Source organism: Halomonas marinisediminis, assembly GCF_004347715.1.
GTDB lineage: Bacteria > Pseudomonadota > Gammaproteobacteria > Pseudomonadales > Halomonadaceae > Halomonas > Halomonas icarae.
Genome location: NZ_SLTR01000020.1, coordinates 13,170 through 31,947, shown reverse-complemented (window position 1 = coordinate 31,947; position 18,778 = coordinate 13,170). Strand labels below are relative to the sequence as shown.

14 protein-coding genes and 2 pseudogenes are annotated in these 18,778 nt (G+C 63.2%); 2 read left to right on the top strand and 14 right to left on the bottom strand.

What is annotated here, in order from left to right:
- Positions 1-61: 61 nt before the first annotated feature.
- Positions 62-1,021 carry a PstS family phosphate ABC transporter substrate-binding protein gene (locus tag E0702_RS13435; RefSeq protein WP_240721756.1) on the bottom strand — a complete coding sequence of 320 codons (960 nt, stop codon included), beginning with the start codon at positions 1,019-1,021 and terminating at the stop codon, positions 62-64.
- A 218-nt stretch (positions 1,022-1,239) separates the two neighbouring features.
- Between E0702_RS13435 and E0702_RS13430 the strand changes: the two genes are divergently transcribed.
- Positions 1,240-1,647 (top strand): acyl-CoA thioesterase, encoded by a 408-nt coding sequence (locus tag E0702_RS13430; protein ID WP_132044671.1) that lies wholly within the window; start codon positions 1,240-1,242, stop codon positions 1,645-1,647.
- A 146-nt stretch (positions 1,648-1,793) separates the two neighbouring features.
- Here the strand turns inward: E0702_RS13430 and E0702_RS13425 are convergent, their stop codons facing one another.
- The 3 genes from E0702_RS13425 to hexR all read right to left on the bottom strand — a co-directional run bounded on the left by E0702_RS13425 (position 1,794) and on the right by hexR (position 6,287).
- Positions 1,794-2,882, bottom strand: a complete 1,089-nt coding sequence (locus E0702_RS13425; RefSeq protein ID WP_132044669.1) for a TRAP transporter substrate-binding protein — start codon at positions 2,880-2,882, stop codon at positions 1,794-1,796.
- A 146-nt stretch (positions 2,883-3,028) separates the two neighbouring features.
- Positions 3,029-5,230 carry a DNA helicase II gene (uvrD, locus tag E0702_RS13420; RefSeq protein WP_132044667.1) on the bottom strand — a complete coding sequence of 734 codons (2,202 nt, stop codon included), beginning with the start codon at positions 5,228-5,230 and terminating at the stop codon, positions 3,029-3,031.
- 193 nt (positions 5,231-5,423) lie between these two features.
- Complete coding sequence (hexR, locus tag E0702_RS13415) at positions 5,424-6,287, bottom strand: transcriptional regulator HexR (protein WP_132044665.1); 864 nt, start codon at positions 6,285-6,287, stop codon at positions 5,424-5,426.
- 228 nt (positions 6,288-6,515) lie between these two features.
- On the opposite strand from hexR, the gene E0702_RS13410 reads away from it, so the two are divergent.
- Complete coding sequence (locus E0702_RS13410; protein ID WP_132044663.1) at positions 6,516-6,731, top strand: PA3496 family putative envelope integrity protein; 216 nt, start codon at positions 6,516-6,518, stop codon at positions 6,729-6,731.
- An 81-nt stretch (positions 6,732-6,812) separates the two neighbouring features.
- Here the strand turns inward: E0702_RS13410 and E0702_RS13405 are convergent, their stop codons facing one another.
- From E0702_RS13405 to E0702_RS13355, 10 genes and pseudogenes are all read right to left on the bottom strand, one after another.
- The gene (locus E0702_RS13405) at positions 6,813-8,156 is read right to left on the bottom strand and encodes a sodium-dependent transporter (protein ID WP_132044661.1); all 1,344 of its coding nucleotides are present in this window, start codon (positions 8,154-8,156) and stop codon (positions 6,813-6,815) included.
- A 346-nt stretch (positions 8,157-8,502) separates the two neighbouring features.
- A complete protein-coding gene (locus tag E0702_RS13400; protein ID WP_132044659.1) occupies positions 8,503-9,330 on the bottom strand; it encodes a DUF72 domain-containing protein in 828 nt (275 codons plus the stop codon).
- A 677-nt stretch (positions 9,331-10,007) separates the two neighbouring features.
- Positions 10,008-10,748: pseudogene (locus tag E0702_RS20090) on the bottom strand (NAD(P)/FAD-dependent oxidoreductase).
- 208 nt (positions 10,749-10,956) lie between these two features.
- On the bottom strand, positions 10,957-11,223 hold the full coding sequence (locus tag E0702_RS13385; RefSeq protein WP_306766916.1) for a hypothetical protein: 267 nt from the start codon (positions 11,221-11,223) through the stop codon (positions 10,957-10,959).
- A gap of 287 nt (positions 11,224-11,510) precedes the next feature.
- A complete protein-coding gene (locus E0702_RS13380) occupies positions 11,511-12,890 on the bottom strand; it encodes an IS1380 family transposase (protein ID WP_439952335.1) in 1,380 nt (459 codons plus the stop codon).
- 78 nt (positions 12,891-12,968) lie between these two features.
- The gene (locus E0702_RS13375) at positions 12,969-13,109 is read right to left on the bottom strand and encodes a LysR family transcriptional regulator (protein WP_439952336.1); all 141 of its coding nucleotides are present in this window, start codon (positions 13,107-13,109) and stop codon (positions 12,969-12,971) included.
- 50 nt (positions 13,110-13,159) lie between these two features.
- Positions 13,160-13,288 (bottom strand): annotated as a pseudogene (locus tag E0702_RS19960) (helix-turn-helix domain-containing protein); the annotation flags it as partial.
- Between the two features lie 66 nt (positions 13,289-13,354).
- Entirely contained in the window at positions 13,355-13,717 is a 363-nt protein-coding gene (locus tag E0702_RS13365; protein ID WP_132044653.1) for a cupin domain-containing protein, read from the bottom strand.
- A gap of 178 nt (positions 13,718-13,895) precedes the next feature.
- Positions 13,896-15,257, bottom strand: a complete 1,362-nt coding sequence (hglS, locus tag E0702_RS13360) for a 2-oxoadipate dioxygenase/decarboxylase HglS (protein ID WP_132044651.1) — start codon at positions 15,255-15,257, stop codon at positions 13,896-13,898.
- 29 nt (positions 15,258-15,286) lie between these two features.
- Positions 15,287-18,592, bottom strand: coding sequence for an FAD-binding and (Fe-S)-binding domain-containing protein (locus E0702_RS13355; protein WP_132044649.1), 3,306 nt, complete (start codon positions 18,590-18,592; stop codon positions 15,287-15,289).
- Positions 18,593-18,778 lie beyond the last annotated feature (186 nt).

Below are 18,778 nucleotides of genomic sequence, written 5' to 3'. Positions count from 1 at the left end.
CGCGGATGATAGAAGCAGGAACACCACTTTACGACAGAACGATGACAGTCGCGTGACAGCGCTACTCGGCCATCGGCAGTGAAGCCAGCCAGTCGCGCTGCTGCATCAGCCGCTCCTCGGTCAGGGTGACGAAGCCCAACTCCTCGACCACCGCCTGGCCCTGCGGGGAGAGCACCAGCTCGAGGAAGGCATGCTCCGGCCCCGTCAGCGCACTGCCGGGGGGCAGGTTCACGTAGAGATAGAGGTAACGCCACAGGGGATAGTCGCCGCGGCGTACGGCCCGAGGCGCGGGTGAGACGACCCGGCCCTGGGCGTCATGGAGCTGAAGCGCCCTGACGCCGGCGGTCAGGTGATTGAGGCCCACGAAGCCGATGGACGATGGCTCGGCCGCCACCGCCGCTGCCACCGCCGCCGAGCCGGGGTGCTCGTTGAGACGTACCCGGAAACCGCCACCACACAGGGCTCGCCTGCGAAACAGATCATGGGTTCCCGAGGCGACGTTGCGTCCATGCAGCACGATACGGTCCGCCGGCAGCATGCCCCCCAGCTGGGACCAGCGTTCGATCCCCTGATCGGCACCGCAGCGACGCGACTCCGAAAAGATGGCATCCAGCTCCCGATGACCGAGGCGCTTCAGCGGATTGTGGCGATGCACGATGACCACCAGGGCATCGCGGGCGACCTTCAGTTCGACGGGGGAGTAGCCATGGCGGGCGATAAAGGCCTCGCGTTCGTGATCATTCATGGGCCGCGACATCGCACCCAGGCGCGCGGTGCCAGCGGTCAGCGCGGCCGGGGCGCTGGCCGAGCCACTGGCCTGAAGCTGCAGGCGCACCCCCGGATGGCGCTCGGCCAGCCGCTCCCCCCAGCGCAGCATGGGGCCCGCCAGGGTATCCGACCCCACCGCACTCAGCGGTCCGATAATCTCATCCGCCGCCAAGCGTGGCGCCAACAAGGCCAGCAGCATGCCGAGCAGCAGAGCCATCCAGCACTGCCCCCATCGCTCATCGAGCGAGACCATGCAATCTCCTCTTTCTCTGACGTATTATGCTCATGCTATCCCACCGTTCAGGGTCGACTGTGGAGTCGCACCCCGCAGCCCGTCGAACAATCTGTGCAGCACCTTCTCGCGACCATCTCCCTGCCACCGGTCATGCGGGGCTGGAGGGCAAGCGAAACCGGGTTTACCATGGGACCGGTCTCACACCCCCAATAACAAGCCAGGATGATGACACCTCCATGACAGAACTCGATGACAGCCCGCGCCCACGGGGAGAGCTGACTCTCAAGCTGCTGGCCAGTCGCCAGGACACCAATCTCCACGGCGATATCGCCGGGGGCTGGCTGGTTGCTCATATGGATCAGGCCGCCGAGCTGGCGGCCGACCGGGAGGCCAACGGTCGCACCGCCACCGTGGCGATCGAGGCAATGGACTTCCTGTGTCCGGTGCGGGTCGGCTCCACGGTCAATATCTTCACCCGCCTGGTGGAGATCGGCCATAGCTCCATCCGCATCGACGTCGAGGTGTGGATCCGCCAACCCCATGAACGCAACCCCGATGAGCTCCACAAGGTGACCGAGGCTCGCTTCGTGATGGTGGCCATGGATGACAATGGCCGCATCCGCGCGGTGCGTCGCGAGACCTGAGCCCTGACACCAATGCAAGGCGGGGGCACCATCGGCGCCCCCGCTCCCTTCTCTAACTCCTGGCAGATAATCGCCGATTCACGTCAGTTCAGTGGCATCCGCCAGAGGCCATGGCCTATCGGGCCCTCTCGCCAGGCATCATACCCTCAGGGCTGCACCGCCTCACGTGCCTTGAGATAGGCGAACTCGCCGGCATCGTTGGACGCCCGTACCAGCTTCTGGAAGGCGACATAGGAGTCGTGAACCTTCTTCGAGTCCGGGTCACTCTCGACCTGTTCGGCGATCACCTCCTGGGAGGCTTCATAGAGCGCCTTCATCACATCCTCGGGGAAGATACGCAGCTTGACACCATGCTCGTTGACCAGGGTATCCATAGCCTGGGCATTGCGGAAGGTGAACTCGCTGATCATCGCCAGATTGGACGCCCGAGCCGCCTCGGTCACCACCGCCTTGAGGTCGTCGGGCAGGGCATTCCAGGCATCCAGGTTAACGGTACCCTCGAGAATCGCACTGGGTTCGTTCCAGGCCGAGGTGTAGTAGTAGTCGGCTACCTGGTGAAGGCCGAAGGCCAGATCATTGTAGGGGCTGACCCAGTCGGCGGCATCCAGCACACCGGTCTGCATGGAGGTGAAGATCTCCGAGCCCGGCATGGTAACGGTGGTGACACCGATACGGTTCATTGCCTCGCCGGCCAGGCCCGGTAGACGCAGCTTGAGCCCCTGCAGATCCTCCAGGGAGTTGATCTCCTTCTTGAACCAGCCACCAGGCTGGGTGGTGGTATTACCCACCGGAAAGGGCTTGAGGTTGTGCTTGGCGTAGATCTCGTCCCACAGTTCCTGGCCACCGCCGTAATAGAGCCAGGCGTTGGTCTCCTGGGTCGTCATGCCGAAGGGCACGGCGGTAAAGAACTGTGATGCCGCGACCTTGCCGCGCCAGTAGTAGGCCGCGGAGTGTCCCATCTCGGCGGTGCCGGCAGCCACGGCATCGAACACTTCAAGCGCCGGCACCAGCTCACCGGCACCATGCACGCGAATGCGCATGCGCCCGCCCGAGAGCGTTTCGACGCGCTTGGCAAACTCGTTGGCACCGGTGCCCAGGGCCGGGAAGTTCTTGGGCCAGGAGGTGACCATGTTCCAGGTGATGGTCTCCTGGGCCTTGGCGGTGGAGACGAAGGGGGCAGCGACCACACCGGCGGCGCCGGCACCCAGGGTGGTCAAGAACTTGCGACGTTGCATGCAGGCATCACTCCGTACGGATTATTATGCGAGTGCCGCGCCTGTCGCGCGGCTGTGTCCGCCTGGCAGTATGCTCCAGACGTGAACACACTCACAAGCCATAAGCCTGCAGTGAACGTCAACGGAAAGTCATGCGCTCTTGAGGGTCACAGCGGCGTCAGTTTGGCGAAGCCCAACACCAGCCACTTGTCCCCCTCTCCAGCGAAGCTGACCTGTACCCGCGCCCGGGGACCCTCGCCCTCGGCATTGAGAATCACCCCTTCCCCGAATACCGGATGGCTGACTCGCTGCCCGAGGGAGAGCGAGGGCAGGTCATCGCCGCCGTTGACCCCGCTCTGGCGAAGCCCGGTGGGCCGCGAGGCAGTGACCGGCCGCGACACCTGGCCGCGCAGTCGCACCTCCTCAAGATACTCCTCGGGAATCTCGCGCAGGAAGCGCGAGGCGCGCTGGAAGGTCTCCTTGCCATGCAGCCGGCGAATCTCGGCATGGGTCAGATAGAGCTTGCGCATGGCGCGGGTCAGGCCCACATAACAGAGGCGGCGCTCCTCCTCCAGGCGGCCTGGCTCCTCCGCCGACATGCGGTGGGGAAAGAGCCCCTCCTCCACTCCGGCGATGAACACCACCGGGAACTCGAGACCCTTGGCAGAGTGCAGGGTCATCAGCTGAACGCTATCCTCGAACTCGTCGGCCTCATGCTCGCCGGCGTTGAGCGCCGCCTCGGAGAGGAAGGCCTCCAGCGCCGTGGCACCCTCGCCGGCCTCCGGTGCATCGAAGGCGTCACCCTGGGTGAAGGCCCTGGCCGCGGTGACCAGCTCCTCGAGGTTCTCGACCCGCGCCTGCCCCTTCTCTCCCCTTTCATTGCGATGGTGCTCGAGCAACCCGGTACGCGCGATCACATGGTCGATGATCTCGTGGAGCGCCAGGCCGGCGCCATCGTTGTCCAGAGTGTCGATCAGATCGGCGAAGGCCTGCAGGGCAGTGCCGGCACGCCCCTTGAGGGCGCCGTCGACCAGGCCATCATGGAGCGCCTGCCATAGCGAGACGCTCCCCTCGCGAGCACGCTGGCGCAGCAGTTCCACGGTACGTGTGCCGATGCCTCGGGCCGGCACATTGATCACCCTCTCCAGGGAGGCATCATCATCGCGGTTGAGCAGAAGTCGCAGGTAGGCCAGGGCGTTCTTGATTTCCAGACGCTCGTAGAACCGATGACCGCCATAGATACGATAGGGGACTCCCTGGCGAATCAGGGTCTCTTCAATCACCCGCGACTGGGCATTGGAGCGGTAGAGAATGGCGATCTCACGGCGATTGACACCCTCCTCGACCCGCTCGCGCAGCGTGTCGACGATAAAGCGCGCCTCGTCCAGATCATTGAAGCCGCTGTAGACCGAGATCGGCTCGCCGCGCTCGCCGGCGGTCCATAGCGTCTTGCCCATGCGCTCGGCATTGTGACTGATCAGGGCGTTGGCGGCCTCGAGGATGGCACTGGTGGAGCGGTAGTTCTGCTCCAGGCGCACCGTCTTGGTCTGCGGAAACTCACGCTCGAAGCGGCGAATATTCTCCACACGGGCGCCACGCCAGCCGTAGATCGATTGATCATCGTCACCCACCACGGTCATCGGTGTGGTCATGCCGGTCAGCAGCTTGAGCCAGGCGTATTGCAGGGTATTGGTATCCTGGAACTCATCCACCAGCACATGGGCGAAGCGCTGCTGGTAGTGGGCCAGTAGCGCCGGATTGTCACGCAGCAGCTCCAGGCTACGCAGCAGCAGCTCGCCGAAGTCCACCAGGCCGCCACGCTCGCAGGTCAGCTGATAGCGATCAAAGAGCTCGACCATCTGGCCCAGGTAGGCATCGCCATGCACATTGACCTGATGGGGGCGTAGCCCCTCCTCCTTGCAGCCGGAGATGAACGACTGCACCTGACGGGGCGGGAAGCGCTCGTCATCGATGTCGTTCTCCCTGATCAGTCGCTTGATCAGACGCAGCTGGTCATCGCTATCGATGATCTGGAAATGCTGGGGCAGGCGAGCATCCTGCCAGTGGGTGCGCAGCAGACGATGGGCGATGGAGTGGAAGGTGCCGACCCAGACATGGCGCAGTGACGTGCCTACCAGCGCCTCCAGGCGCGTGCGCATCTCGCGGGCCGCCTTGTTGGTAAAGGTCACGGCCAGCACCGCATAGGGAGAGAGCCCCTCGGCCTGCATCAGCCAGGCGATGCGTTGCACCAGCACCCGGGTCTTGCCGGAGCCGGCCCCGGCCAGCACCAGCATATTGCCCTGGGGGGCGCTGACCGCCTCGCGCTGGGCGGCATTCAGGTGGTCGAGGATCGCCGTGACGTCGTCCATGGGAAGGCATCGCTGCTCGGAAAATGGGCGAACAGCTTAGCATAGCCGCAAGGGGCAAGGGGCAAGGGGCAAGGGGCAAGGGGCAAGGGGCAAGGGGCAAGGGGCAAGGGGCAAGTCAGTCTTCGTCCCGGGCTGCAAGCCACAAGGGGGTTCCTTGTAGCTCGCGCCTTGAAGCTTGTCGCTGGCCGCAGGCCTAGGGCTTGCCGTCCTGCTCCGGAAAACGCAGCGGTGTCAGGCTCTTCTTCACTTCACGAAGCTGCTCGGCGAGCTTGGGACCGCGGGTCTTGGCCACGCCCACGGCCAGTACATCGACCAGCACCAGATGGGCGATGCGCGAACTCATGGGTGTGTAGATCTCGGTGTCCTCATGAACGTCGATATAGAGCGGCAGGGTCACCTCCTCGGCCAGCGGCGAACCATCGGGGCACAGCCCGATCACCGTGGCACCGGCCTCCCGTGCCAGGCGCACGCTGGCCACCAGCGCCCGGGTGCGGCCGGTCTGGGAGATTGCCACCACCACGTCACCCTCGTTGAGGGTCACCGCCGACATGTTCTGCATATGCGGGTCGGCATAGGCGGCGGTGGAGATCTGCAGGCGGAAGAACTTGTGCTGGGCATCGAAGGCCACCGCGCCGGAGGCCCCGAAGCCGTAGAACTCGACCCGATTGGCCATGGCCAGGGCATTGATCGCCTTGCTCAGCGCCTCGTTGTCGAGGCGGTCGCGCACCGACAGCAGGGTGCCCACGGTGGAGTCGAAGATGCTGTGGGAAAACTCCGCCACCGAATCACTGTCGTTCATCGAGAACTGGGCGAACTGACTGCCGGTCGCCAGCATCTGCGCCAACTTGAGCTTGAAGTCCTGGAAGCCATTGCAGCCCAGCGCCCGACAGAAGCGCACCACCGTCGGTTCGCTGACCTTGGCTTCGGTTGCCAGGTCGACGATGCGCATATGGATCACTTCCTCGGGGTTGCGCAGCACAAAGCGCGCCACCTTCTGCTCGGAGCGGCGGAAGTGCTCCATGCGGCGTCTCATCTCATCGAACAGGGCACGACTCACACGGAACTCCTTGGCTGGCCACCGCAATGCGATGACGAACGATCATGGTATCTGACTCATGGTATCCAACGACAGTATGCCCCAAGGCGGAGCCAAATGTGCAGTGTGCCTCCGCTCGGGGAGCGTTGAGGCAGCGTCATAAGAAAAAGACTCACGCCGTCATCATTCTGTCAAGTGATGTATAGTAATAAATGCAGTGTCGCGTAGCGTCCAAGGAGAGAGTCGATCATGCACAAGACCGAACGGTTAACCTCCCTGAAGAGTGAACTTCTCGACATCTTCATGAGCATGGAAGTCCATGAGCACGAAGAGCGGACCCGCACCGCCGCCCAGCGTCACCTGCGCGCCCGGCGTGGCATCGAGCTCCACAGCGAGTTCAAGCAGCTGGCTCGGGAGATCGCCGAGTTGCCAGAAGCCGAGCTCACCGAAGATGCCATGCACTGACGTCACACCACGATATGCAACGAGCCCCGCCAGGGCGGGGCTCGTCAGGGCTTGAAGCCGGTACCGTGATGGTCGGCGAGCCTAGACCAGGCCGTAGACGAACACCACGACCACCCCGATCGGTGCCACCACACGAGACACCACCTGCCACACCTGGGCCTGACCGGCCGAGAGCCCCAGCTCGTTGATCACACTGTCGCGGTCGAGACGCCAGGCCACGAACAGGATCGCGCCCAGGCCGGTCAGCGGCAACATGAACTTGCTGGTAAGGGTGTCCAGGAAGTCGAAGACGTTCAGCCCCAGGATCAGGAACTCGTCCCAGACGTTGAACGACATCAGCGCCGCAATACCCAGCACCCAGACCGCCACACCGGCCACCAGGGTGGCCGCGACACGAGACAGTTTCGTACGCTCCTCGAGCAGTTCCACCGTGGGCTCCAGCAGCGAGATCGCCGAGGTCAGGGCGGCGAAGGTCAGCAGCAGGAAGAACGCCAGGCCAAGGAGGGAACCCCATGCCATGTTGCCGAAGGCCAGCGGCAGGGTGACGAAGATCAGCCCCGGCCCCTCGCCCGGGCTCAGGCCGTTGGCGAAGACGATGGGGAAGATCGCCATGCCGGCCAGCAGCGCGATGGCGGTATCCAGAATGATCACCGTGCGTGCCGTGCTGATCAGGCTGACGTCCTCACCCAGATAGGAGCCATAGGCCAGCATGATGCCCATGCCCAGCGACAGGGTGAAGAAGGCCTGTCCCATGGCGGCCAGCACTACCTCACCGTTGATCGCACTCCAGTCGGGGCTGAACATGAAGGCCATGGCCTCACCGAAGTGACCGGTGGTCATGCCATAGATCACCAGCACCACCATCAGGATAACCAGTGCCGGCATCAGGGTCTTGACGGCACCTTCCAGGCCCTTGGTCACGCCGCGAGCCACGATAAAGATCACCAGCGCCATGAAGGCGGTATGCCACAGGGTCAAGGCAGTGGCGTTACCCAGCAGACCACTGAAGATGGCGCCGACGCCCTCGGAGTCCATGCCCGTGAACTTTCCGGTGACCGAACCCAGGGTATAGAAGAGCGACCAGCCGCCGATCACGCTGTAGAAGGAAAGAATCAGGAAGGCACCCAGAACGCCACTGACCCCGACCAGTGCCCAGGCTGGCAGACGACCGCTCTGACGCGCCAGGTCGAGCATCGAGTTGATCGGGTTCTTCTGGCCACGGCGGCCGATCAGCCATTCGGCGACCAGGATCGGCAGACCGACCAGGGCCACGCAGGCCAGATAGATGAGCACGAAGGCCGCGCCCCCGCTATCCCCTACCATATAGGAGAAGCGCCAGATATTGCCCAGCCCCACCGCCGAACCGGTGGCTGCCAGGATAAAGGCCATCTTCGATGACCACTGTGCATGGGAGAGTTTGGACATGTTTCACCCTGTATGTACGTGTCGCCAGCGGCCGATCCGGCGCGTTGGCGGCTTGTGCTTGTCATTGCCACGTCCAGAGCGTCATGGATTACATGACACCGTCCAGAGCATGACAGGATCCGGGCAGGATCACTGCCGTTGCGCTTTACGGTCGTCGGCGGGTGGCCGTTGACCGAGTAGCACGGGAGCGCAGGACCATCGCAAGATCGACGCAGGTTCGGCGCCATATCCAGTCAGAATCCGGGGTATGAGCGCTCCGGCCCATAAAACTATCCGATCAAACACTCGATGGCCAGCGTCTTCTGTGGTTTGGCACTCGCTCTTTAGGCGCAGGTGGGAGCAAGCATCAACTCCCGAACAGGCTAGCCTGGGCCTCGCCGGGGAAGGCCGGCAAGGGGGGCAGGGCCAATCGCTCTGCCAGGCGATCGTGGAGGCGTCGCGCCAGCTGGGGCGCCTGCCGGTTATCCGGTGTATGCACCATCAGATAAGGGGTTTTCCCCTGTTTTATCCACAGGGAAAGGCGCTCTATCCAGGCTGCAAAGTAATGTTCATTGATGGCCGCGTCATGGTGGCCGATATAGCGCACCAGGGGGCGGATTCCCGTGGAAAGCACGTGTAATGGACGTTTCGGCTTCTCGCGCTGCGCCTGCTGCACGCCGGGATGCTCACCGGCGGGGGTGGCGAAGAGGGGGCGCACATCGAGCATCACCCGATCCACACCTCGAGTTATCAACATCCTATTGAAATGTCGCTCGACACTCCCCTTGTGGAAAAAATCAGTGTGACGCACCTCTACCGCACAGGGAATGTCACTCGGCCAGCGTGCGAGAAGCGCCTCGAGACGAGGCAGTTCATCACCACCGAAATCCCGGGGAAGTTGGATCATCAGCGGGCCCAGACGATCGTGCAGCGGTTCGAGAGCCGTGAGGAAGACATCGAGTTCGGCCTCGATATCCACCAGACGACGCTCATGGGTCAGGGCAGCAGGCAGCTTGAAGCAGAAACGAAAGCCCGGGGGTGCCTGACGGGCCCAGGCCGCCACCGTCTCGGGGCGTGGCGCGCCGCTGTAGAAGGTGGTGTTGCCCTCCACGCAGGTGAAGACCCGGGCATACTCCTCGAGGCCGCCGCCATGAGGAGGATAGAGTCCGCCGCGCCAGTCGGGATTGGCCCACATGGGCAGCCCTATATGGAGCGGCTGTGGGTAGAAAATAAAGTATCATCCTATATAATACGATAGAGTCACCTGAATTGATCATTATTTGACCAATCAGGTTGTTAAAGTATCATCCTAACTCCTACGGAAGTCATTCATTTAGCAGCTTTATGTGAAAATAGAATTTCATCCCAGTCTGCCGCGCAGACACCATAAGAACCAGCCAGCTTCACCTCTTCTATTTTCTGACGCGTGCTCGGGAGGATTGAGCGCAGGCGTTCCGGACACGGCAAGCATGTCGGAAAGCTGGCTGGAGTCCTGGCCACTGGCGAGTTCCGCCAGAAGCTTGCCGGAGATGGTCCCCCGTGCAGCACCAACACTCTGATGTACCCCTGACATTCATGCCTCGTCTCCGACCTTATCGAAGAAGGCCGTATAGTTGCGCGATAATCCGCAGGCACCTCCCCAAGTGGCTTCGAAAGGCACATGAGTCAATGAGGGATAACGGACCTCGAACGAGTCACGATGCCCTTGGCGAATTCGAACGCGTACAGCAAGGTCATCGTGATACCGGGGCACGAACCGATACTGGTTTCTGACAATAAGCCGCCGATCCGGCGTCAGGCGTCAGGCGTCAGGCGTCAGGCGTCAGGCGTCAGGCGTCAGGCGAACCGTCGTGCCGGCGTGATCCGCCGGCGTCAACCCGAAATGATGCGGTGCTGCGGGAAACAGGCGCATTTCCTCGTCTGTAAGGGCCCCCGGGTCATGCTGGCGAAGGTCATTACCGGCAGTACCCTGTGTTTGAGGAAACCGAACTCCTTGAAATAAATATTGGACCCCAACAAGAGTTTGGTAGCACGCAGCTCGCCCTCTGGGGTCGTAGCGCACCACTTTCCTCCGTGACGCGACAAGTTGACTACCGGCGTATGCTCGTAGTGTTCGGCATTGGCCGGAAGCATCTGCCCTAGCCCTCTTACCAAGGCGCCTGGTTGCATCAATGCCGTGTTGGCCGTGTAGATGGCTGCTGCGTAGTGGCGTGTTCCCAAGCACAGAACCAATGCATCTCGCTCCAGACGCTGATAGGGATAACCGAAATCCTTGAGCAGGCGCTCGTGGTGCTCCAGGAAGTTGAGGCCGCGTTCCCCCACTGCCCCCTAGTACTTGCCGGCTCGGGACCAGCCACAATCGACACCATGAAGGGTGACCAGCGCCTCAAGGTCATCGATCGCGGCACAGTTGAGCGAAAGCATCTTCTGCTTGCGCTCCAGGTCGTCACCTTCCAAGTTCCGCTTGTGCGGTAGATCAATCACGAACCCCGTATTTCTTCCGGAGGCGCCCAGCCCAACTCGCAGCGCCTCCAGCAGGACGACACGATCACCGGGACGAAGCTCTGCGAGGCGCCGAGCTGGCGCCAGGCCAATGAAGCCGGCCCCAATCACCAACCAGTCGGCATACTCAACGCTATTAAGGCGACGTGCCGGCGCCGGTGCTTCAAGTAATTAGTACCAGCTATTGCATTTATCGTCACGAGGGAGAATGGCATCTGACATTCGAAATCCCCGCCGCACCAGACGCGATGTCATCACCGGGTGCGACCTGTATGGGAAATAAGGCAGCGCCTGGCGGCGCCGCATGTTTGCTGTCGTATCAGGCAGCCTTGGCTTGGCCGCAGGCTTTGATCCATTCGCTGCGGCTTGCCATGGCCGTATTGCCCACCAGGGCGAAGCCGACCAACTGCCCTGCATTGTCATAGCATCCCGCTTCGATGCCATCGGCCGTCTTGGCAACTTGCCACCGAGGCTCGACATTCTCGGGCGGTACCACGACACAAACCGGGGCTGCTGGTGTCTTGACCATCACGGGCATCACCGGATAGCTGACCGGCGTCGGCGATCCCGTAAGGGTCGCGACCAAGGCACGCAAACCGGCATTGATCGGCGCCAGATAGGGAAGTAGCTGACCCTTGACCCCGCCTCATTCACGAGGGCGTTGATCGGGCGTTCTGAAAGTGCTGGCTGGCGGCATCGCTCATCAAGATTGGCTTCTTCAGCGCGAATGGTCGTTGAGTAATGCCAGAGTGCGGCCCCTTTCCCGCTTTCTTATAGCTCTTTGGAATCAATTGCGGCCGTCCAAGCAGCCGTGATCGCCGACCGCCGCTCCGGTCGCTCGCTTACTGATGCTGTGGTGGTCTCGCAGGAGCGTCAGCTCAGTGCGGTCAGCTTCGGCAGCCCCTTCAGCAGCGTCGGCCACCACTTGTCGGCCGCGGCACCGAGATGAACGGTGATTCGCCGAGCGTGCAGCCTCAGTGTGGCGGCCACCTTGAGCACCTGCTCGCGCATCCGGCTCAGGCTCCAGGCGTGCCGAGTCTGCCGCTCCAGCAGGCAGCGCAGGCCATGCAGAATCTGGTAGGCGTAGAGGCTCAGCAGCAGGCTCACCTCGTTGCGGGCCATCACGTCCTGAACGGTGGAGGCACCACGATCCGTCGACGAGAGGTGCACGTCGAGCGCCGACTTCACCTCGCCCATGTGGGCCTCGGCGCTGCCGCGCTTGCGATAGAGCGCCAGGACCTTCTCCGGCGGCCAGTCGAACTTGCCGAGGTTGGTGACCAGGAAGAAGGCATGCAGCAGCAGGTCATCGGGGCGCTCTTGAACCACCAACACCACGCGACGCGGTGCCGGCCAGGTACCCGCTTGGTACTCCAGGTCGTGGCACCACTCCCGAGGCTGCTCGGGTGGCCGGCCAGGTGGCCGCTTCAGGAGCGGTGCCGCCAGCTTCTGCAAGCCCTTGTGACTGCGCAGCCGGCCCAGATACTCGATATCGCGCTCTTCCAGCGCCTCCAGCGTATCGTTGTCGGTGAAACCGGCGTCGATGCGCACCCGTACCTGAGCGCCGGTGCTCTCGTTGAGTCGCCGCACCAGATGCGGGATCCAGGTATCAGCGTTCTCGGCCGGGCCAGCGTTGCCCTCGCGCAGCAGGCCGCCCACCATGTCGCCGGTTTCAGCCAGCGAGGCAACCAGCGGCGAGTAGATGCGGGCACCGTAAAGCCCATGAAATGCCGAGCCGCCCTGGTGGCCATGGACCTCGATCGGCAGGCCGTCGATGTCCAGCGTCAGCTGCTTGGGCCATTCACCGTTCTGCAGCGAGGTCAGGCGCCAGACCACCAGCCGCAACAGGCCTTCATGCAAGGTATCGATATTGTCGTTGCGCCCGAGGCAGGTCAGCAGCCGCGACAGCGTGGCTTGAGACGGCCGGTCCTGGGCCAGGGGCGTCATCCCACGCGCATCACTGCAGGCCAACTGCCAGAGCGGGTCGCGGCGCAGCGTGTCGGTATCGCTAAGATCGATCCAGCCCATCGCCCGTTGCAGCACCAAGGTCCGCAACTGACTGGCCAGCGAGTGGTGGATGCGTAGCGGGTTGCGGAGGTCGACCAGATTGTCTTCCAGCGCCTCGACCACGCCGCTGTTGTCGAGGGCTTCACGCAGCAGCAAAGCGCCGCTGTCGCTGGTGGTGCGCTGGCCGCTCAGCTCGACACGCACAGCGCCGTTGCACGAGGGCGTCCAGGTGGATAGGCTTTCACCCATAGCGGATGGCTCTCTTGGTTCAGGTTCTTGGCGGAACACACTGAATTTTCAAGAGAATACCATCCGCTATCTTCGTTTTCAGACCGACCTCATGAATAAGCCGGGTTCAAGGCTACGAATCTGCCGACTGACTGCTCCCTGGGTCACATGAAGTTCTTCAGCTGCCAAAGTAAAGCTGAGATGACGAGCCGCAGACTCGAAGACTACAAGGCTATTCATCGGTGGCAAGGGATTGATCTTCATAGCATTTAAAGTTTTCCTAGGATCAAAAGCTCTCGCGACACTGTGCTCGGAGCATGGCCCAGATGACTGGCGATGGCCCAGATCGAATAGGTGACTCGCATCATCATGATGACAGCTCGGTCTTCAGCGGTGAGGTGGCGATAGCGATGAATTATGGCAATACGGTACCTGATGGATCAGATGTTGCACTTGGTCATTGAGACAACCATGTTTCAGCAGCCTCACTCCATCCCATGCAGCGCCTTCCAGTTGCCGGGGTAGAGGGCATAGCCGAACAGTGCTTGGCCGCCGTAGACCAGCTCGGTGCCCTCGGGGATCCACAGCATCTGGCCGGGCGTGATGCGGTGGGTCTCGCCGGCGGCGGTGACCGTGAGTTCGCCCTCGATGACGAAGATCACCTCGTCGTAGAGCAGCGTCCAGGCCACCTCGGCGCCCTCCCAGCGGGCGAAGCCGGCGCCCATGGTCGCACTCAGCGACGCATCCACGGTGCGGCCGATCTCGGCGTGACCGGGCGGGCCGCCGCGGTGGCGGAAGGTGGTATCGCGATGGTCGAACTTGAGGGCACGTATGGGGAAGTTGTTCACATTAATTCCTGGTCAGGCTCAGATAGGGTTTGAATATACTGCTTTATGTCGCGATCAATGGATCAGTAATCTTTCCCGGCTCGGTGGAGAAAAGAGGAGCCTACCGGTGGGTATCTCCTCTTTTTCGATGTCATGCAGCCCTTGTACAGAGGCTATCGCTAACGACAGGTTGGCCAGGCTAGCCTTGCAATGCCTGCAGGGCCGCCTGGCAGGACGCGCTCTCACGCGCGGCGTAGAGCTCGAGCTCGTCTAGCACCTTGCTTTGCAGCGCGGCCTCGAAGGCGTCCCGGTTCGCGTTGCCTTCATAGGCATCGCTCTGACCGCCGCCGAGATTCGACTGAAAGATGCCTGCCGCACTGACCGGAAGAAAATCTTCATAGGTGATCGGACGCGCCTCCACGAGGCCCTGCTCGATCAGTGCCTCGATATCCGTGTCCCCCGCCTTGCCCGACTGGCGGCCGGCCTCGGTCAGCCGATACTCGAAGAACGCCAGCTTCTGGCGGCGCAGCTCCGCTTCCGTATCGGGGAAGTCGGTGAAGACCTCGGCCAGGACTCGCTGATGGTCGTTATTGGCTAGCCCCGCCGTTCGACGACGCGACTCGCCGAGCAAGCGGTCGTAGAGTTCGCGGCCTTTCGCGGTCAGCGCCACCCCACGCTGCTCGATCTCACCGAAGCGGGCGGTGTGCGTGCCTTGGCGCTCTCCCGCAAAGCGGATCGATTCTTCCAGCGCCTTGAAGCTGGTCTGGCGCAACAGGATCGGGCAGTCGCGGCACGGCGGCCCCTCGATCACGTCCTTGGGGTTCATGCCTGCCTGCGGCATGCGGCGCTGGGCTTCATCGATGTCCAGGGTGCGCGGCGTCAGGTGGTTGATATGCGGCCCCCGAAAGCAGACCACATCGGCAATCAGCCGATGCTCGGCCTGTAGCGCTTCGTAGGTGTCCAAGTCCACCGTCGCATCTTGGTGCCAGCGAAAGGTCTCCAGCGCCTCGCTCACGAAACGATCGGCATCCTCGTCGCTGAGTCCGTCCTGCGACTCGCACCGGGCGATCAACTCACGTGCCCCAGGGGTAAAGATGTCGCGCCCGGCAAGGATCTTCGCGGCTCGCTCGCGCAGCGTAGCGCTCTCGATCAGTTCGAGGCGCAACAGCGAGGTGAACACCCGGAATGGGTTGTAGGCCAGGGCGTCGTCATCGACCGGACGGAAGGCCGTGGAATGCACGGGCACGCCGGCCTCCGACAAGTCGTAGTACCCGACCGGGACCATGCCCATCACGGCGAATAGCCGACGCAACATGGCCAGCTCATCGGCCGTCCCCACCCGAATGGCGCCATGGCGCTCCACGCCCAGGCGGTTCAGCTCATCGAAGTTCGAAAGCCGCTTGGCCAATGCCGGGTCACGTTCGAGCGTTTCCCGGTTTACCTGATCGACCAGTTCGAGCAGCGTCTCGTACTGCGGAACTTCGGCCTGGTACATCGCCGACATGGCCTTCGAGAAACGGTCGCGGATCTCGTTAGGTGAAACAAAAGTGGAGTGACTCATGGCATTCCTCCTTGGTTTGTTCATGGTGCTCAATGACCTGTGGTGGCGAGCAGGGCATTGAGCAGACCCTGCAGCGGATGCACCAGGGGCGTGTCCGAGAGCCGCTTGGCCTGGCTGCGACACGAGTAGCCGGTGGCCAGCAACGTGCCGGCATTGGCCGGGTCCTCGACCGGCGCGCGCCACGAGAGATCGTAGATCGCCTCGGAGGTCTCTCGGTTGCGCGCCTCGTGGCCATACGTCCCTGACATGCCGCAGCAGCCGGTGGCGACCAGCTCGAGTTCCAGGCCGAAGGCGGCGAATACCTGCTGCCAGGCCTTGGGCGAGCCGGGTGCGGTGGTCTTCTCGGTGCAGTGCGAGAGCAGCCGGAAGCCGGGGTCGTCGAGGGCGAGGCCGCTCGAGACGAGATGCTGGCCCAGCGAGACCAGCCACTCCTGCAATAGCAGCACCTCGGGGGTTGCCTCCGGGCCCAGGGCCTTGGCGTATTCCTGGCGGTAGGTCAGGGTCATCGCCGGATCGATCCCCACCAGCGGCACGCCGAACTCGGCCAGGGTGCGCAAGCGCCGCGCCTGTTTCTCGGCAGTGCGCTCGAAGGCGCCGAGGAAGCCCTGCACGTTGAGTGGCTTGCCGTTGGCGGCGAAGGGGGCGACGAACACGCGGATATCGAGCCGGGAAAGCAACTCGACGATATCCATCACCAGCTTGGATTCGAAATAGCTGGTGAAGGCGTCCTGCACCAGCACCACACTGCGCGCCTTCTGTTGCTCGGTAAGCAGGCCCAGGCTGGTCGGCGTGGCCTCGGCGATGCCCCAGGCCTTGAGTTGTTTGTGAAGGCTGGCGCGGGAGATCGTGGGGCTATCGACCATGCCGATACCACGGGCCATCAAGCGGTCGACCAGCCGGTTGCGCAGTGCTGCATTGTACAGCGGCGCGACCGGCGCCAGGTGCGGAATCATGAATTCCAGCCCGCCGATCAGGTAGTCGCGCAGCGGGCGCTGGTAACGCCCGTGGTAGACCTCGAGGAACTGCGAACGGAACTCGGGCACGTTGACCTTGACCGGACACTGGCCGGCGCATGACTTGCACGCCAGGCAGCCGGCCATGGCATCGTAGACCTCGTGGGAGAAATCCTCCTTGCCGCGCCGCTGCATGGCGGAGTTCCACAGCCGCAGCGGCAGGTCGCGGACGAAGCCCCAGGCGCCCTCGGCCTTCTTCTTGCGCGACTCCTCGACCACGTCGATATCGGCGTTGCCCTGCAGGCGCAACCATTCGCGCATCAGGCTGGCCCGGCCCTTGGGCGAATGGATGCGCTGGCGCGTGGCTTTCCACGACGGACACATCGCATCGTCCGGGTCGTAGTTGTAGCAGGCGCCGTTGCCGTTGCAATAGACCGCGGCTTCGTGCGCCTGCCACACACGCTCGTCGATCTGGCGATCGAGCTGGCCGCGCGTGGTCACGCCGTCGATGGTCAGCAGGCCGGAATCGACCCACTTGACCGGCTGCTCGTCGTCGTCACGCTCGGCCGTTTCAGCGGATGCCGTCCCTGGCCAATGACCTTCGCGGGGGCCTGCCCCCGAGGCCCTCTCGTCGGCCGAAGCCGAGGACGCCTTTCCAGTATCTTCGGGCTGGTTAGGGAGCGGCGTGGCGATCTTGCCCGGGTTGAGCTGGTTATGCGGATCGAACGCGCCCTTGAGACGCTGCAGCGTCGGATAGAGTTCGCCGAAGAATTTCGGGGCGTATTCGGAGCGGATTCCCTTGCCGTGCTCGCCCCACAACAGGCCGTGGTACTTGTGGGTCAGCGCAGCGACCTCGTCGGAGATCTCGCGGACCAGCGCCTCCTGCGCCGGGTCCTTCATGTCGATGGCCGGGCGCACGTGCAGCACGCCGGCGTCGACATGCCCGAACATGCCATAGTCCAGGCCTCGGGCATCCAGTACGGCGCGGAACTCGGCGATGTAGTCGGCGAGGTGCTCGGGGGGCACCGCGGTATCCTCGACGAAGGGAATCGGGCGTTTTTCGCCCTTGGCATTGCCGAGCAGGCCCACCGCACGCTTGCGCATGGCATACACCTTGGCGATCTGGGTGCGGCCCTCGGTCAAGGTGTAGCCGAGCCGCTCCACGCTCGTGTCGGCCTTCAGGTGCCGGGTAAAGGCCGCGACGTTGGCCGCAAGCGCGTCCGGGGTATCGGCATTGAACTCGATCAGGTTGATGCCGCGTATCGTCGGCGCGGCCGACGTACGGGTCGTCGTGAGGGACTCGGCATCGCTGCCGCCATCCGATGGCGTGGCCCGGGCGTCACCGGTGGGAAAGAATTCCGCCACGCTGTCCCAGACGAAATCCTCCATGGCCAGCATCAGCACCTTGTCGTCCACGGTCTCGATGGACGTGGGGCGAAGCGCCTGCGGCTGGCTGTCATCCAGGCCCATCAGCGCCTTGGCATCGCGCAGGGCATCCATGAAGCTGGCGTAGCGCACGTTGACCAGGGTGGAGTGTTTCGGCAATGGCAGGACGTTGAGCGTGGCTTCGCAGAGCAGGCCCAGCGACCCTTCGGCGCCGCACAGCACGCTGTTGAGGTCGAAGCGGCCGTCCGGCGTTCTCAGGTGGGCCAGGTCGTAACCGGTCAGGCAGCGGTTGAGCTTGGGGAAGCACGCGTCGATCTGCGCGCGCTGGGTGTCGATGATCTCGCTGGCCGTGCGGTGGATCTCGCCGACGATGTCGTCGCGCTCGCACAGCGCGGCCAATGCCTCTTCGGTCAGGGGGTGGCTGGTCAGTCGCTCGCCACCGAGCAGCACCGTGTCGAGTTCGAGCACGTGATCGCGGGTCTTGCCGTATTCGCAGCTGCCCTGTCCGCTGGCGTCGGTGGAGATCATGCCGCCGATGGTGGCGCGGTTGGAGGTCGACAGTTCGGGGGCGAAGAACAGGCCGTGGGGCTTCAGGGCCGCGTTGAGCTGATCCTTTACCACGCCGGCCTGCACGCGCACGCGGCGATTCTCGACGTCGATGTCGAGAATACGGCTCATGTAGCGGCTGACGTCGACCATCAGGCCATCGGTCAGCGACTGGCCGTTGGTGCCGGTGCCACCGCCGCGCGGGGCGAGCGCCACATCACGGTGCGCCTCGCGGCCGGCGAGCCGGGCGATGCGCTCGAGGTCCTCGGCATCGCGCGGATAGAGCACCGCCTGGGGCAGGCGCTGATAGATGGAGTTGTCGGTGGCGAGCACCGTGCGGTTGGCGTAATCCGGCGCGATGTCACCGGCGAAGCCGGCTTCGCGCAGGGCGTAGAGGAAGTCCCGGTAATGCCTAGTCAGCGACGTATCACCAGCGAGCCGAGCAATCATGTGCGCAACGCCTCGAAGCTCTGCCTCAAACCAGGTAGCCCATCTTCGAGCGCTTCTAACTCGATGGAATGTGATGAGTAAAAAGGCCTTCTCTGCAGCGTTGGAGCTGCAGAGAAGCAACGCGGGCCTACACAATGTGGCAAATTAAGCTCCGAGTAACACACCAGCTTTGCAGGCATATCAGCA